Origin of the sequence: Bacillus sp. RIT 809 (assembly GCF_016892495.1) — a bacterium.
Taxonomy (GTDB): domain Bacteria; phylum Bacillota; class Bacilli; order Bacillales; family Bacillaceae_G; genus Bacillus_A; species Bacillus_A cereus_U.
On sequence record NZ_JAFEMR010000011.1, the window covers coordinates 91410 to 107753 of the forward strand.

The window sequence follows — 16344 nt, forward strand, 5'->3', positions numbered from 1 at the left end:
CCTCTTTTACATGCATTCAATTTTTATTTGCCGAATAAAAATTTTAATCGCTTCTCCTGTACGCTGTATGATAAACGAGCGTCAAATTTCTTCCCGTTTTTGGTCGAGATAAACCCTTTGATTTGATCTGTCACATTCTTTTCTAATAACTTTTTCACATGGTTACTACTTAGATTTTTACCAGAGAATGTACCAAAAATAATGAAGTCACAACCTTTTTTGTATTTCTCACATAAGTAGTTACTTTTCCCTACAAGAACCCTACTCTTACACAATGGACATTTACCAATGGTACGATCTTCAGTCGTTGGAAAACGGAATTTCAAACTTCCGTCCGCTTCCATATAGATAGCTGCTGTAAATTCTCCCTTTTCCCCTTCAAAACCATTTATAAAATCTGTTGTTTTATACTGAATCAGCTTTTTCATTTGATTACCAGGGATTGCTTTCCCTTTCATCTTGGCTGGTAACATAAAATCACATCCGTTTTTATGCTCCGTGCATCCATAAAACGTTTTGCGATGAAGAATTTCTCCTTTTTTACATTTTGGACATTTACCAAATGACAGCTCCTCTTGTGTTGGGAACTGGAATTTGATATTCCCTTCATGTAACACGAGATAAGCGGAAAACTCTTTCTCATTGGACTTAAACCCTTTTAAAAGATCTGTTTTCTTATCCTCAAACAGCTTTTTCGCTTGCGCCTCCGGAATCGCTTTTTCTTTAATTTTCTTTGGTAAGGAAATTTCACATTCTGGATAATTACTGCACCCGTAAAAATTGCCTTTATGAAGAATTTTTCCTTTTCTACAAGGGCATTTGCACACCTCAATTTGCTGATTCCAAGTATTAATAATGCTATCCGACACCTTATCATCCATTGCGCCTAATTGTTCCACCGTATCTTTTACAAACGTATTTGTTTTCTCTACAAATTCCTCATATTTCATTTCTTTCTTTTCTATCATGTAGATCATCCCTTCCATTTCAGCCGTATAAGCTGGATTTTTGATTTCATCTACCGGAAAAGAATCTATAAACACACGACCAATATGAGTGGTTCGAATCTGACCGTTGGTAACATCAATATAGCTTCGCTCTAACAGTTTCGGAATAAATGTTTCTTCCGTTGCGACTGTCCCAATCCGCTTTCCTTTCATAAGTTCTTTCAAATGTTCATCATCCAATTTACGTCCTGCCGTCTCCATAAAGGTTAAAATGGAACTTTCCGTATGAAAGGCTGGTTTCTTTGTTCGGGACTCAATCAAGTCATACTGAGCGATTCTGAAAGAATCTCCTTCTCGTAAAATAGGTATCTGAAATGCTTCAACCGATCCCTCTTCTATATCCTCTTGAAACACACTTAGAAACCCTTTCTCTTGTAGGATCTTTTCTTTTGTACTGTATGTGTTGCCCTCTTGATCTATAAAATGCACTTCTCTTACCAGGTAGATTGCTGGTTTCATAAAATTCCCGATAAATCGTTTTACAATTAAGTCATATAACTGTTTTTCTAATGGATTTCGGTTGGTCCCGACATATAATTTTGTTGTTGGGATGATGGCAAAGTGACTACTGACTAATTCATCATTAAATGTAGTGTGTTTTTTTGTAATAGAAGATGGGATTACTTGTTGTACGAGATTTGCATAGGATCTTTTTTCTAATGCCCCCATTACTTCTTTCACTCGTTCCACTTGTTCTGTAGGTAAGTGCCTGGATGAAGAACGAGGATATGTGATAAAGCCTTCTTCATACAGACTCTGAATATGTTTTTTTGCTGTTTCTGCATTTATCTTCATCTTAGCGTGAGCATCTTTGTAGATATCCGTTAAGTTATATAATAATTTTGGTTTCTTTTTTCTCGTACTTTCTTTAAATTCCGTTACGATTATATCCGTTCCTTTCAAGCTATCTCCCAGTTTTTGGAGTGGAGATGGATCTATTAGCTGATCTTCAGTTTTCATCACCGGTGATAAACCATTTTCGGTTAGTAGCTTCAAATTGTAGTAGGTTTGTTCTTTATAATTTTGGATAGCGATTTCCCTTTGACGGATTTCATTCAAGATACACATTTGAACACGACCAGAAGCCAATAAGAATTGGTTTTTTGCTAGTTTTGATGTACAGCCCCTTGTAACATTAATACCTAGAATATAATCCAGGTATTGCCTTGCTTTAGCCGATTGTGCAAGCCCGTCATAGTCTGCTCCTGGTTCTAATCGGTTCAATGCTCCCTCTAATTCAGCGGCTTCATAGGAGGAGATAAAAAGGCGTGACTCACGCTTGTTAACACCTGCATGTTCATATATTTCACGATAGATAAGCTCACCCTCTCTATCTGCATCACAGGAGTTGACCACATGATCTACATCGGGCCGATTTAACAGCTTAACCAATATTTGAATTTGTTCGAGACTATCCGATTTCTCTTTATATTCCGGCTCTAAAATAATGGGTAAGTGATCGAATTTGAATTCTTTGTATTGCTCATCCATTTCCTCCGGATGTTTTAACTCTAATAAGTGCCCTCGGCACCAACTAATAATGTAATTTTCATTTTCATAGTAGCCATAATATGGCTTGCTTCCTGAATGCTTTTGTGAGTTTCTAAATCTAGGTGATTTTAGTAATTCAACAGCTACCTTCGGCTTCTCTGCAATAAACAATGTTTTTCCCATAAGTTGTACCCCCTATTAATCTACAATTTCAGCTTTACGCTTCCATTTCTTGACTCTCAGCTTTTTCACGATTCTTTGACCTAATAACAGCAACATGTTTAAAAAGACAGTTACAAGGAACATACAGCCCGCAAACAGCCACATATTCATGAAATTACCTTCCATTCTAATTCCTTCTGTAAGAACACATATAATGGTTTTTGTTCCGACAGCATTTCACGTACGGCTTGAATTTCTTCGTTAGACAAAGAAATAAAAATAAGCTCTTTTGGATCTCCTTTTTCTGCCCAAACACCCTTGTAATCAATGTCTACGATTTCCACAATGTTTCCCATTCTCTTTCACTCCTTTCGTTCTAAAAGCAAGAAAGAGGGCTTTACATGTACCCTCTTTCATTTCTAGACATAAAAAAATCACTTTCCGTTTTCTCAATTGAGTAACAAAAAATGATTCAATCTGGTTTTCCAGTTATAAAATTTTTCATCGTTCCATTTCCATTGTTTCTTTTTTCCTACTTGATTTTTTTGTAGCCTTCGGCTGCTCTACATTGCCTTGTGCGATAGGATCCGGCTCCTTTACTTTATTACTATTTTGATTTTGCTTTTGATGTAACGGCTGAAATTTCTTATCCATATCTAATTCACTTGATGTTGTAGACTGATTCACCGTAATTCCTTCTTTCCCAAGCTTCTCATCCACCTGACTTTCTAATTTCACAACGTGTTCCTGGCTTACCAGCTCATTATCAATCGAAACATACTTTGTTGTATAATACCGCTCTTCAGCTTTTACACGAGTTACAATACTATCAATATTATCTGGTGTTTCTTCATATTGTGAGCGTCTGTATGCTTCGTATTTCCGGCTTAAATCCTTATCTAAAGTAGCTGACTCTTTTTCTTTTGAAGGTTGAATTTGTTGATCTAAAGAAGCAATAGGTGCATATCCTTCCTTCTTCATCTCTTTATACAATTCCACTTCTTTTTCATTAAATGAGGGATCTTTTTGTTCTTCCGCTTTATCAACTAAGATTCCATATCGTTCATCTTTTACAATTTCATCTAGACTCATATTTGCATCCTTTTCATAAACAACAAACGATTGATTGCCTTTTCCGTCAAAGATGGAATTTTGAACTTTTTCATATAAATCTGTCTTCAAAATGTTGTCCAAATAAACATTTTCTCGATTACCGTTTTTCTCCATTAAAGAAACATATAAGTCTTCTCGATCAGATTTATCAGGATTCCATATTGATAAATGGTTGATTTCTTTTGTCACACCGTCCATCATGTGTATTCTAGCTACTTCCTCATCCTGCATATCCTTATATAACACTTCAATTGTAACTAAATGATTGGGTGTCTCTTTTATGTTTTCTAATGTATTTTCATGTACTTTTTCCATCGGCATTTCTTTGTTATTTCTATAATTCACTACTTCATCTCGTAACGCTTGTTTCACTTCATCCGATAGATATCTTTTCTCGTTTAATACTTGTTCATACGGCGTCTTGTAGTCTCCATCTCCAAGATCCAAACGATCCATACTCACAAGCTCCATTCTCCCAAAATCCCTATCTACTTCTTTTGGAATGGCGATATGATAACGAGTTTTATCATATGGTACGTATTCATCTCTTTCCTTTGCTTCTTCTTTTGCTTTTTCAATATTTGAAATGACTTCAGACATTTTTTCATTGGCTTCTCCAAATGGGATCAATTGATTACTTGTAAAATTTTCATTTTCACTCCATTGAATTAACATAGTTGGACGAGTAATGTCATTCTGATTTAGTGCTGCATATTTTTCTTGATTTGCCACGTTAAATGCATCTATAAATTCTTTATCACTCAATTGTTCTCCACCTTCTACAGGCTCAAACGCTCGGTTTCTATCTACTTGCTCCCTTAACTGGCTAACGGAAACGAGTTCTTGTGTCGTCTTACTTAAACTCATATATTCCACCAATAAAATATTTTTTTCATCTTGTTTTTCATTTCTATTTGCCATACTTCCCACCTCTTTTTCATTTAATTGTTGTTTTTCTTTTTCCAAACTGCTTTCAATCGTTTCGATGAATTCAACGGAAGTTTCATGTACTTCTTTCAACAACTTCGTTTTATCTTTCATTTCTTTTCCTTGTGTCCAGCTCGCCAAATATCCTAACGAATATTCGCTTGTATCAATTCCGAAATAAGAAGAAACTGCATAAGCGGTCATTTCTGCTTGAAACTCTTTTTCTGGCGCTATGTAATTCATATGTGTCTCTGCTGTATGAAGTTTGGCATGTGCCAATTCATGAAGTAACGTTTTTACATTTTGCAATTCACTGTTCCGTGGATTCAAGGCAACCTCTTTTGTTAAGGTGTAACTAACCCCCTTTGCGACCCCAAGTTCTTGCTTCGGCTCAATAATTTTCACACCGTTCTTTTCCGCAACAGCCTCCATCCCTCTATACAAACTCTTGTAATCTTTTACGCTTCCTTCTAGCCAACGATTCGGAAAAATACGTGGTAGATCTTCAGCTTTTACATTCGTTTGAGACGCATCAAACACATGACCGACAGCAAAATATAAACGACCTGGTTTCACTTCTACGCTTTTAGATTCAATTTGTTTTTTCTCTTCGTCATTTGCCTTTGTAATAGATTTCCATGTTCCTTTTTTGTCCTTGAATTTTGCTACAGTTCGGTTTGGAACAAGGATTTGGATTCCTTTCTCACCCTTCTTAACCGTAAACCCTTTTTCTTTCCAAAAAGAAAAGGAACCCACTGCCCTGGCTCCCTCGAATTGACTCTGTATTAATGAAATATTAGATGGTGAATAATGATAAAATTTTGCCATAAACGATAAATAATCTTTCAAATCTCCTGGTGTACGAAAATAGCCTTCTATGCTTTTTTCCATCTTTTTTGTTAAAGCTTGCACCGCTTCTTTCTTTTCTTCCGGTGATTTCGTTTGATACTTTTTCTTATAATTTTTACTCATGATCTTCTCCTACTCTTTCACTTGCTCTTTGCAATTCCTCCATGTCTTCTTCATTCCATCTTTCCGTTGTATCAAAGAAAAGCGCATGTGTTTTTAGGTTAACCGGAACTAACATATTCTCTTGATTCATAACATGAACTGCAAGTTCTTCCTCTTGTTCTCTTGTAATTTTGATTGTTAGTTCTTCCTCTTTTACAAGTAAAACGAGTTCACCTTCTCCAATTGCTTTAATGACTCCTAATGCGATATCTTCATGAAATAATAACATTCTACTAACCTCCTATTTTTTTATAAAAAAGAACAATGTAGCTTACGTTACATTGTTCTTTGATGCCTCATGATCTAGACGTTTTTGTCTCGCATGACTAATTCGTTCTTCCACAGTTTTCTTTGCCATCTTTACACTTTCCATCTCTTGTTTATCAGTTGTGATAATGCTGTCTACACCTTCTAAAAAGAAATAACCATTTAATAATTCAATTAAAACTTGTGTATTTCTATCCGCACTATTTGCACCAAGACGAATTTTTGTTAGCTCACTTTTTAAAATGTCATGAAGATTTTTAGAAACAACTTCTGAAATATAATTCAATGACCATTCTGTATTTTTTGATGCTTGATGTTCTCTACAAATCCTTACAATCGCTTCGCCGTTGTATCTGATATTGTGTTCTTCCATATAATCTTTAATATACGTATCCGTTTCTTCATCCAATGTAATTTGCATGCGAAAGTCTTTCATTTAATAACCCCTCTCATTTTGATATGCACTTTCTTTTTGCATACGCTCATAATACTTTTGGTTCTTCCAGCTTTCATATTCACTTTTAAAAGCACGTTCTACTTTCCTCATAGAATACTGAATAGATACATTCTGTTGAAATTTTTGAAACGGCTTTAATTTTTTCATGTGATGGATTCTCTTTTGTTCTTTATCATATGCCTTCATTTCTTGTAAAAAGGCGTTCCCCATTCTCTTATACAGGTCATTGATTTTATTCGCTTTGTAATTTTCATATTGCTTCTTATCATACTTCCCTTCCCCATATGCTTCTTTAAAAACTTGCACTTCTTTATCTAACTTTTGGAGAAACTGATCGTAATCTTTTTTATGATGATGTTGAATATATCGCCTGCTTAATTCATCAATTTCCGGCTTTAATGGCTGAATTGTATTGTAGCTATATTGCCACTGTCTTTTATCACTTGGTAACTGTTTATAGATTTGTAAAAACAACGGTTTCAAATTTTGATTGCGCCACTCAAAAACTGAATCCTCTTTTTTACTTCCCACCATATTGTTTCGAATCAGATCATTAATTTGTTTTTGTTCCTGCTTACGATCCAACAGATTATTTACGACTTTTCCCCTCATCGCATCCAATGTTTTGGGTTTTCTTTTACCACGTTCTCTTGTTGGAAATGGTTCAACAGTTGCTACATGAATATGAATATTATCCGTATTAAAATGAATGGCTGCTGACCAGGTAGAACTTTTTTCTAACCCCTCTCTTTTTTGCATTTCCTTCATCGCAAGACGTGTCACATCCATTAACTTTTTTTCATCCAATGTTTTTGTTTTCTCATCATAAATGCCTTGTTCCTCTAGCCAAGGATTATGAAAAGAAATGACATCTTGCCACATAATACTTCCGTTCTCGTGAGCGGTTTTAAACATTTCCTTTAAGGCTTTTTTCTCACCCTCTGATAAACGGTTTGCGTGTTCCGTAAACAGCGCCGAGGTCTTTTCTGGATTCCCCATATATTCTTGATACGTTTCAAACATTTTCGGATTCAGCTTCACTTCACTTTTTGCTTCTTCCCGATCTACATACTCAATATAGTTCTGAAAGGCATCCGAACTTGGTAACACAAACTTTGTTTTTAAAACAACACCCGGTGCGCTGGAAGTTTGAACAGAAACAGCATTACTCATTTTCATCATCCTGTATCATCATCTGAATAAACTCATTCATCTTTTTCATTTCGCTATAACAATCATTCATCATATGGATGTTCTTTTGAATGAGATTTTCTAATTCCATTTCTCTTTTATTTTGTTGCTGAAAAAATGCCAGCATTTCAATTTGGTCTTTCAAAAATTTCTGCCTGGATAATCCTTTCCTCTTTGCAATTTCATCTATTTTCTTTACGGCAATTGGATCTACTTCTCTAATTCTGATTTCCACTTTTCCCTCTCCTTTCTGCAATTGTGGGTAGAGATCAAAAAATAGTGAGAAGAGCATAAGGGGTTTTTGTTCCCACCTATGGTGTGAAGCTAGGCGGAGCCTAGCGAAACGATGGGAACAAGAAAACCTTCTAGGTGTAGACTCACTCACGACACAAAATCTTCTGATGTAGACTCACTCACGACTCATTTTTTCGTGATGTGGACTCAATCACGACACGAAATCCCTTGATGTAGACTCACTCACGACATGACTTTTTTCAGTTTTTATTAATTTCTTGTGCTTTTTGCTCTAATTTTTTGATCTTATCTCGTGCAATTTTTTGTTCCCCTTTAAACAATTCCACGTTCTTTTCTGATGATTTTATTTTAGATTCTAAAGATGATATTTTTGATTGCGTTTCCGTTTTTTCCGCTTCGGTTTGGTACTTCATTTCATCTTTTAATTCTTTTACTTTTTCATAAACTGTCTTCGCATTTTCTTCTTCCATTTTGATTGCTTTTCCATAATTTTTTATCTTTGTTTCTATATCTTTTTTGTCTCTTTCTATAAAATCTAGTTCATATGTCTTTTTATCTTCAGCTAACAATTCATCATTTGCTTTTGTTTTTCTTTGATCGGTAAAAATCGTCTGAACTAATTTATTCGGACTTTTTGTTGATGCATTTTCTTCTTCATATTCGTTAACATCTTGCGTGAATTTACGAATATCCATTTGTTCTTTTTCACCGTTTTTATTGTAAATATCGAAAGCTAACGCTCCCCAATTCGGAGATAACTCTTTTACTTCCACCACATAATTTCCGTTCTCTTCATACAACACTTTGACAGGTAATTGACCACCAGACTTTGCTTTTTCTTGTGCTTTAAACGTAAATCCTGTTTCCTCATACCCTTCTATTCGAAAGCGAATTTGTATAAAGTTTTTGTGTGGATTGTATTCCCTTTGTTCTACAATCAATTTCCCCATACCCGACAACTTAATTACTTTATTTGTCTCTGTATGGAATAGTTTTTCATCGTTTGGCATGTAAATTTTAGATGTCAAGAAAGCGAAAAAACCAAAAAATAGAAAGCTGATAATCGTTAAGTAGATCCACGACTTATTTTTTCTTAGATTGATTCTTTCACTCCTCTTACCAATTGCACCTATCACACTCTCACCTCACCTTTTTAGTTATAAAACTTTCATATTTAACTCTTCCACACTTGTAACTCGCCATGTTTCTTTTTCTTTTTTTATGATGATTCGCAACACATTGTTTACTTTTTCTTCTCGATTTTGCGTTGAATCTGTCGTGACATTTATAAATTCAGCTAACACATTTACCTCCTCTTTATCGGGTTCATTTTCTTGTAAATAAAACTTCATTTCTATTGGTTTTGTTTTATACGTATCTCCTAATTCGTATTTGTCAGTCGGATAGAATTGTTGTAAAAGTTCTTCGCTCATAATAGATTTTGCCTTTTCTTTTCGCTCACTGTACCCTTCTTTTTCTCGGTGAAATGATAATTGTATAAACGTTTCGGCTGTCGATAGGTACACCCTTCTCTGTTGTTCTTGTGCGGATGGAAGCACCTTATCCAGTCGTTTTTTCAAGTCTTCATTTTGTTTTGTTAGTAATTCATTTGAAAGTTTTAACTGTTTTTCCTTTCCATCACTCATTGATTTTTTGCTCAAATAGATATTAAAAGCTGTCACACCTACAACTAAAATGACAAACACAATAAACAAAGATTTTCGTTTATCTTTCATTCTTTTAGTCTCCTATTCTTTCGGTTTTTAGAACCTTCTTACATGACCGGAAAAGACTTTTTTCCAATACGGATTATTTAAATCTTCAATAGAAACACCTTTATTAGTTTGGCAACCAATGAAAGTATTTTTATCAATTACAATGCCAACGTGTCCGTCATGTTTGTAGGTATCAAAGAAAATAACGTCACCTGGTTTCATATCATTTGCTGATACTTTTGTACCGATTTTATTTAATGTTTCCGTACTTACAGCTCCTATCGGACTGGTATACATCCCTACTTGTTCGAATGCCCAGCGTACAAAACTTGAACAATCAAAAATTCCTCTTGCAATGTCATTTGTGTTACGTCCTCCACCAAATACATAGGTAGAACGCCCTATCCATTGACGACCTACATCAGCAACTTTTGAACCACTACTTCCTCCACTTCCTGGATTTCCTCCTCCACCAGAAACAACAGAACCCGGCTGATAATATTTTAAAACCGCATCAACATACAATATATCGCCATAACACGCTTGATACGGTACGGCTTCTGGTCTAAGGCAATGATACATACCAGTATGTTTTACTTTTTGATACTGTTGTTGTGAGAATTTGATTGCTATTTCTTTCGTATATTTACCACCATTTGCACCAACAAAATCAAAAAATCCTGTTCCAAAATTATAAGCTTGAAGTGCTGTTTTGATATGATCCATGTCCCCTGGACTTGTTACACCAGCTCGCTCTATTGCATGTTTAAATTCCTGTACACCAGCCCAAATACTGTAATCTGGATCAGTAATACAGTTTGGTGATTTACAATACTTCGTATTAAATGCCCCTTCAGAACTTTGCATCGGATCGCTGCCACGTCCTCCGCTTTCTTGCATCATTTGAGCAAGCATTAAAGCGACAAACGGTTCCACGCCAAAGGCTTTCGCATGCTTCCGAATCGTAGGTTCCCATTTCAAAACTTCGGGCGAAACATTCATCACTTGCCCTTCACCTGTATACGTGATATCACCCGTGTCTGTTCCACTCTCTCCACCCATTGCCGCAATAAAAATACTCATAACTCCAAGTAAAAGAAAAGAAAAAAGACCCATCACAATTAATGCTAAAGTGATGAGCCATCTCTTTGGTATAATCTTTAAAACTAGATGCATGGTATTAAGCACCTCCCCCAAATAACATCAATTCTTCGTCTGTTACTTCTACATGAAAATGAATATTTTTTACAGCCCCAATACTTAAAATAACGTCCCCTGTTGGTAAATGTGGGATCGCTGCAATTTCACTTTCACTTAACTGTCCAGCAAAAACTTTTCGTAACATATCTAAACTATTGTTATCTTGTTGCATGATAAATTTGTACTGTGTAAGTTCAAAGAGCTTTTTGATTTCATCAATCATTTCTTGTGAAGATCCTTCCGGTACAAAATCTCGGATCGTATGACTTGCATATAAAAGGCCTGCAAAATATTTTCGGTCTTCTCGGCTAAATTTTATTAAAAATTGTAAAGCGTGAGCACTTTCTTTTCGTGTGTTAATTATATGATGTGCTTCGTCAATAATAATGAAATATCGAATGACATCTTCAAAAGCAATTTGCTTTTTGTTAAAGGCTCTTAATTGAGGCGCACCATTTGATATCATTTCATCCCATAGGAGATTTAACACATTAAAGATTTGCGCTTGAAACACTTCTGCTTTAGAACTGGATATATTCCGTAAGGAAAAAGATACAACTTGTTCTTTCTTGAAATCTTCAATTGTAGAATGCCCATCGAATAATTGTGCATACACTTCTACTAGATTCATAAGATTTAATTCAATTAATTCTAAACGATGGATTCTACTGTCTCCTAAATTTTCATGGTGCTTTTTACTTACTACATCTTGATATAACTCTTTACGAACAAAATTTAAAAAATCAGAGAAAATAGGATATTCTTTTGGTTTTCTTGTTGTAATTTCATTTGTTGCTCCCTTTTTATCATTCCATAATTCCATACGAATATATAATTTTCGAAGCAAATTTTCATACTCTTTAATTTCATCATCTTTTGCTTCTGGTGCAATAAAGCGATAAAAAGTTGTCATTTTAGATAAATGCTGAATGAAACTAACTTCCTCACTTTCTGCTGTCTTATATACTTGAAGTGGGTTAATTTGACCTTGTGATCCATCTAATGCAATTGTTTTTCCATTCAAGTCACGTACTGTTTCCTCGAATTCACCTACAATATCAAAAATACGGATAAAATGTCCTTTACTTGCATAATCCACGGCTTTCTTTTTGAGTAAGGTTGATTTTCCAGCACCAGGCTTTCCAACCATTACACCGTTATAACTCTTTCTTTGTTTGTCTTTATGAAAAATATCAAAAATAACATTTCCTTTTGTTTTCGTTGTTCCATAATACGTACCGTATGGATCGTGCAAATAAGAATAGTGAAATGGACATCCACCAGCCAAACTGACTGCCGGAATTTCTTTCCCTTTTCTTCGGTTCACATAGTTTTTTTGTGTATCAAAACTCGTTACGAGTGCATCCCATTCATATTCTTGTTCATTTAAAAAGACAGCTCCGCGAAAGTTATAGGATTCTAATGTTTCCATGATTTCTTTCACTTGTTTTTCTAACTCATCTAATGTTCTAGTGGAAACATAGATACGGATGTGAATACGCTTCATGACTTCTCCTTGTTTTAAGTCCGTATAAAGAGCTTCCAGCTCTAAGAATTCATTTTTCGCATCAATCCGATCTATATTATCTTTCGCTGTATCATGACGAACACTTTGTTCGCTCATGGACTTATTAATGGATTCAACAACCTCTTTTCGGTCATCACTCATTACATCTAATGTTGTGATCACATTTGGCATATTCATAATTTGCTCTAACCAAAAATCATTTACTTCTGTTGGATAATCAAAAACATGGATACAAGTAGAAAATCCATCACCTGTTTGAACATAACTTTCTTTAAAACTTACGCCTCCTTGTGGCTGAACTCTAGCCACTAAATAAGGGTTGTAACCTTTCTTCTTTTTTAGTTCTTCTTGTTTTTCCTTTTTTGATTTTTTACTTTTGAACGCAAACATATTGTTTCCCCCTTACTACCATATATTTTTCGTTCCCAATTTTGCATTTTGATTAAACAATTTAAACATAAGCTCTAGCTTTTTCTCTTCATCCACCTCTAATAGTTCGGTAGAGCGTTTGATATATCGCTTTGCTGCATCCACACGTTCTTTTACGATTAATTCCGTTTCTCCATAAATAAATAAGAAGGCTTCCCGATTTGTTCTTCCCCATTCTAAAAACTGAAGTTCTTTTAACTTCTGATTTAAAATTCGTTCATACAAAGGACTGGTACACTCTTTAATTTTCTTCTCTATATATCGTTGCTGTTCAGTAGTTTGACATGGGAAGTTTAAAAAAACGAGTTTAATGGACTGTTTGTAGGCTTGATAAAAATACGCATGTGAGAAAATAACAAATGCTTGTTCATCGCTATTCTTAGAGAACATATCGTCACCTTCAACTTGAAGAATTTCTAAAAACTCCTCATTTTTCAGCTCAAATATGCCATCCTCCGTCATGTCTATGATTTGCATAATTTCCGCAATGCTTTTCTTTACCTTTGGTGGTGCTTCTTTCTTTTTTCTAGAGAAAAAGCCTAGAAGTTTTGGGTTTTTCTTTTTCAAAACATCTTTCTTTGGTTTTTCTTTTTTTTGTTTTTTCGCTTGGTTTTCTGCTTTTGGTTTTTCTTCTTCTTTCTTTTTTGTGGGTACCACCTTAACAATTTCTTTTGGTTCAGAAAGTGATTCCTTTACATTTTTTTCGTTAAAACGAAATGCCTTTTTCTTCGGTCTTTCTATTTGTTGTGGCTTTTCTTTTTCTATATCTTTTTCGCTGAATAACGCCATATGTGATCCCTCCCTTATTGATCGTTATCAATGGCGCAATATGCACCTTTTCTTCTTAGTAATGTAATAATCAATACCTCATACATTCGTTTTTGAGGATTCGTACTTGGGCGCCAAATCATGATAATTGCAATAGCTGCAATGAAAATAACAAATGGTAATTGAAAGGAATCATGTACGAAGTTCCTAAGAATCATCGTTACAACTAATAAACCAATTAATAAAAAGAAATCTATTAAATAAAGCACTTTATTAATCCGTAATTCTGTACTGATTTCCTTCGGAATCCGATAGCTTCTCATCGGTATTCCCTCCTTTTCGACAATAAAAAATAAGCGTACGATTACGCTTATTTTTCATCTGTATTCTTTTTATTTTTGCTTACTATATCTCTCCAACTTCTACCCGTATTTTGACCCATCTGATAAAAGCGCTTTGTATTTTGTACCGTTTCAGAGTTATGAATTCGCTCTTGCACTCCTTTTGCCTTGTGTTTAATGGATGATGTAGTAGAACTATAGCCCTTTTTAACTGTATCCGTTGCATATTGTCCTAATGTACGTGTTTCATGACTACTACTTGCCGCCACTTCTTTATCACTTTCATAAGGAACACTTGGGCTACTATGTGTCATCGTTACGATATCGGCTGGTGCCGGGCTACTTCCACTTGTTACTGGTCTTGGTGTTTCCATTGGTGCTGGGCTACTTCCACTTGTTACTGGTCTTGGTGTTTCCATTGGCGCCGGGCTACTTCCACTTGCTACTGGTCTTGATGTTTCCATTGGTCCCGGGCTACTTCCACCTGTTACCGGTCTTGATGTTTCCATTGGTCCCGGGCTTCCTCCGCTTGTTACTGGTCTTGGTGTTTCCATTGGTCCCGGGCTACTTCCACCTGTTACTGGTCTTGATGTTTCCATTGGTCCCGGGCTTCCTCCGCTTGTTACTGGTCTTGATGTTTCCATTGGTCCCGGGCTTCCTCCGCTTGCTACTGGTCCTGATGTTTCCATTGGTGTTGGATTACTTCCGCTTGTTACTGGTCTTGATGTTTCCATTGGTGTTGGACTTCCTTCACTTGTTCCTTGTCTTACCGCTCCTGCTGTTGGATTCCCTTCACTTGTTCCTTGTCTTACCGCTCCTGCTGTTGGATTCCCTTCACTTGTTCCTTGTCTTACCGCTCCTGCTGTTGGATTCCCTTCACTTGCTCCACTTACTTTTCCAGCTTCTTTTATTTCATCTTGAAGACTTGTTGTTCCCGATTCTTGCCCATTTGCTACCCCTGGGTTTTCATTCCCTTCTTTTTTCATATCTTCTTGAATAGATGGAGTACCACCGTTCTTTTTATCTTCTTCCTTATTTAAGTTACCTTTTTCTTTTTCTTTATTTGCTAAATCATTACCATTTGCTTTCTTCTGATCCGCCTTTTTTATTTGATCTTGCAAGGACTCTTTCTTTTCCGACTCATTCCCTTTTTTCAAACCACTTATGATACCAGCCATGCCACCTGTTGCCATCACTGCCGCACTTGCTGTTGTAGCTACTGCACTCGCTGTTTTTGCTGCTACAACACCAGTTCCTTGCGCTGCGCCTTTCGCTCCTTTTCCAATCATATTCCCTAGACCCTTCATTGGCTTGGAATTTGCAAGACCGCCAATTCCTTTACCAAGTGCGAAACCACCAGCCAACATGCCCCAACTGCTCTTTAATCCAATATCTATCCCAAATAACCTTTCCACTACTGCTGGGCCATCTAGAACTGCCATACTAAATGCGGCTAATGCAATAAGATACGGCACACCACTTAATTTGTCATGGAGAAACTCCGTTCCCATTATATATAGCTTCAAAGATAGGAATATCATAATCGTTGCTACAAATATATTGAGTATATTTGATAACACGGCTTTTAACTTTTGACCATTCGCAACGTCTGCTGGTGCTAAAATATTGGCTAACAAGTAGTTAAACGTCAACTCATAAAATAATCTAGCTAACTTAATACTTACTAATAACAACGTTGCGCCTGTTATCAGTAAAGTAAAGAATATATTCCAAAAGTTCCAATGCCAGCGATAATACTTTTCTGGGAAGAAATCAAACCATCCATCTTTCAATTCGGTTAAGGATGCAACTCCTAATCCATCCATTACTATTTTATTCTTGAGGATATCTTGACCACCTTCGGATAACGCCTTATCCTTTGCAAACTCAAAATCTTTATCTATTTTTTCAGTAATATCAATTTGTCTAATATTTTTTTCCGGAATATTATTTTTCGGATTTAAATCTTCTTTCTTCTTCCATCCGTTTTGATCTAATACTGCAATATCCGTTATATTTTTCTTAATAATTTCATCACTTAAAGAGCCTTTTTGCTCTGATTTTACAACCGCTATGGCATCATCGGTGAACTTATCAACCTTTGTCATACCAGTACTTAATAAACAAAGTACACTCAACGTAACGAAAATATTGATGATAATTTGAGAACGGTTCATTTGTTTGTTCATAATGAACATGTAGCCAATATATAAAAACGATATAGCTAAAAGAACGACGAACAATGGATATAACATATCAACAAACTCTTGTACTCCCGGTGAATTAAAGAATCCTTTAATCCCCAATATGGCATCTGTCACACCTTCTAACGCATCTACAATTAAAGATAAACCTTGAATTATAAACCACCCTATCCATCGAAATACATAATTAACAATGTCACCCACTTGAAGATAATCCGAGAACTCTTCTAAAACCTTTAAAATCTCTTCATCTTTCACCATTTATCCTCCCCTCTTGC

The 16344-nt window shown here is 35.6% G+C and carries 15 protein-coding genes; all 15 read right to left on the reverse strand.

Annotated elements, in window-relative coordinates; all coding sequences use genetic code 11:
- Positions 1 to 23: 23 nt before the first annotated feature.
- The 15 genes from JTF23_RS13850 to JTF23_RS13915 all read right to left on the reverse strand — a co-directional run bounded on the left by JTF23_RS13850 (position 24) and on the right by JTF23_RS13915 (position 16324).
- Complete coding sequence (locus JTF23_RS13850) at positions 24 to 2681, reverse strand: type IA DNA topoisomerase (RefSeq protein ID WP_204209001.1); 2658 nt, start codon at positions 2679 to 2681, stop codon at positions 24 to 26.
- A gap of 15 nt (positions 2682 to 2696) precedes the next feature.
- Positions 2697 to 2831: a hypothetical protein gene (locus JTF23_RS28120; protein ID WP_255259093.1), complete on the reverse strand. Its 135-nt coding sequence runs from the start codon at positions 2829 to 2831 to the stop codon at positions 2697 to 2699.
- Positions 2828 to 3016 carry a hypothetical protein gene (locus JTF23_RS13855; RefSeq protein WP_098082102.1) on the reverse strand — a complete coding sequence of 63 codons (189 nt, stop codon included), beginning with the start codon at positions 3014 to 3016 and terminating at the stop codon, positions 2828 to 2830. The genes JTF23_RS28120 and JTF23_RS13855 overlap by 4 nt, the downstream gene beginning before the upstream one ends.
- Before the next feature lie 145 nt (positions 3017 to 3161).
- Positions 3162 to 5672, reverse strand: coding sequence for an LPD25 domain-containing protein (locus JTF23_RS13860; protein WP_204209002.1), 2511 nt, complete (start codon positions 5670 to 5672; stop codon positions 3162 to 3164).
- Positions 5665 to 5940: a hypothetical protein gene (locus JTF23_RS13865; RefSeq protein WP_088031807.1), complete on the reverse strand. Its 276-nt coding sequence runs from the start codon at positions 5938 to 5940 to the stop codon at positions 5665 to 5667. Before JTF23_RS13865 ends, JTF23_RS13860 begins: the two co-directional genes overlap by 8 nt.
- Positions 5941 to 5982: 42 nt before the next feature.
- Positions 5983 to 6414 (reverse strand): hypothetical protein, encoded by a 432-nt coding sequence (locus JTF23_RS13870; protein ID WP_204209003.1) that lies wholly within the window; start codon positions 6412 to 6414, stop codon positions 5983 to 5985.
- Positions 6415 to 7608, reverse strand: coding sequence for a MobP2 family relaxase (mobP2, locus tag JTF23_RS13875; protein ID WP_204209004.1), 1194 nt, complete (start codon positions 7606 to 7608; stop codon positions 6415 to 6417).
- Entirely contained in the window at positions 7601 to 7861 is a 261-nt protein-coding gene (locus JTF23_RS13880; protein WP_103458425.1) for a hypothetical protein, read from the reverse strand. Before JTF23_RS13880 ends, mobP2 begins: the two co-directional genes overlap by 8 nt.
- Positions 7862 to 8120: 259 nt before the next feature.
- Entirely contained in the window at positions 8121 to 9017 is an 897-nt protein-coding gene (locus JTF23_RS13885) for a hypothetical protein (protein WP_204209005.1), read from the reverse strand.
- Between the two features lie 21 nt (positions 9018 to 9038).
- The gene (locus tag JTF23_RS13890) at positions 9039 to 9617 is read right to left on the reverse strand and encodes a MerR family transcriptional regulator (protein ID WP_204209006.1); all 579 of its coding nucleotides are present in this window, start codon (positions 9615 to 9617) and stop codon (positions 9039 to 9041) included.
- A 27-nt stretch (positions 9618 to 9644) separates the two neighbouring features.
- Positions 9645 to 10772, reverse strand: a complete 1128-nt coding sequence (locus JTF23_RS13895; RefSeq protein ID WP_204209007.1) for a bifunctional lytic transglycosylase/C40 family peptidase — start codon at positions 10770 to 10772, stop codon at positions 9645 to 9647.
- Positions 10773 to 10776: 4 nt separating this feature from the next.
- Entirely contained in the window at positions 10777 to 12714 is a 1938-nt protein-coding gene (locus tag JTF23_RS13900; RefSeq protein WP_016128052.1) for a VirB4 family type IV secretion system protein, read from the reverse strand.
- A gap of 15 nt (positions 12715 to 12729) precedes the next feature.
- A complete protein-coding gene (locus JTF23_RS13905) occupies positions 12730 to 13542 on the reverse strand; it encodes a hypothetical protein (RefSeq protein ID WP_204209008.1) in 813 nt (270 codons plus the stop codon).
- A gap of 14 nt (positions 13543 to 13556) precedes the next feature.
- Entirely contained in the window at positions 13557 to 13844 is a 288-nt protein-coding gene (locus tag JTF23_RS13910) for a DUF5592 family protein (protein WP_204209009.1), read from the reverse strand.
- A gap of 47 nt (positions 13845 to 13891) precedes the next feature.
- Positions 13892 to 16324 carry a pLS20_p028 family conjugation system transmembrane protein gene (locus JTF23_RS13915; RefSeq protein ID WP_204209010.1) on the reverse strand — a complete coding sequence of 811 codons (2433 nt, stop codon included), beginning with the start codon at positions 16322 to 16324 and terminating at the stop codon, positions 13892 to 13894.
- Positions 16325 to 16344 lie beyond the last annotated feature (20 nt).

Coding starts and splice junctions, on each gene's coding strand:
- JTF23_RS13890 (WP_204209006.1), bottom strand. CDS start 9,617: ATGAAAGATAAACGAAAATCTTTGTTTATTGTGTTTGTCATTTTAGTT.
- JTF23_RS13905 (WP_204209008.1), bottom strand. CDS start 13,542: ATGGCGTTATTCAGCGAAAAAGATATAGAAAAAGAAAAGCCACAACAA.
- JTF23_RS13910 (WP_204209009.1), bottom strand. CDS start 13,844: ATGAGAAGCTATCGGATTCCGAAGGAAATCAGTACAGAATTACGGATT.
- JTF23_RS13865 (WP_088031807.1), bottom strand. CDS start 5,940: ATGTTATTATTTCATGAAGATATCGCATTAGGAGTCATTAAAGCAATT.
- JTF23_RS28120 (WP_255259093.1), bottom strand. CDS start 2,831: ATGAATATGTGGCTGTTTGCGGGCTGTATGTTCCTTGTAACTGTCTTT.
- JTF23_RS13900 (WP_016128052.1), bottom strand. CDS start 12,714: ATGTTTGCGTTCAAAAGTAAAAAATCAAAAAAGGAAAAACAAGAAGAA.
- JTF23_RS13860 (WP_204209002.1), bottom strand. CDS start 5,672: ATGAGTAAAAATTATAAGAAAAAGTATCAAACGAAATCACCGGAAGAA.
- JTF23_RS13870 (WP_204209003.1), bottom strand. CDS start 6,414: ATGAAAGACTTTCGCATGCAAATTACATTGGATGAAGAAACGGATACG.
- JTF23_RS13850 (WP_204209001.1), bottom strand. CDS start 2,681: ATGGGAAAAACATTGTTTATTGCAGAGAAGCCGAAGGTAGCTGTTGAA.
- JTF23_RS13855 (WP_098082102.1), bottom strand. CDS start 3,016: ATGGGAAACATTGTGGAAATCGTAGACATTGATTACAAGGGTGTTTGG.
- mobP2 (WP_204209004.1), bottom strand. CDS start 7,608: ATGAGTAATGCTGTTTCTGTTCAAACTTCCAGCGCACCGGGTGTTGTT.
- JTF23_RS13895 (WP_204209007.1), bottom strand. CDS start 10,772: ATGCATCTAGTTTTAAAGATTATACCAAAGAGATGGCTCATCACTTTA.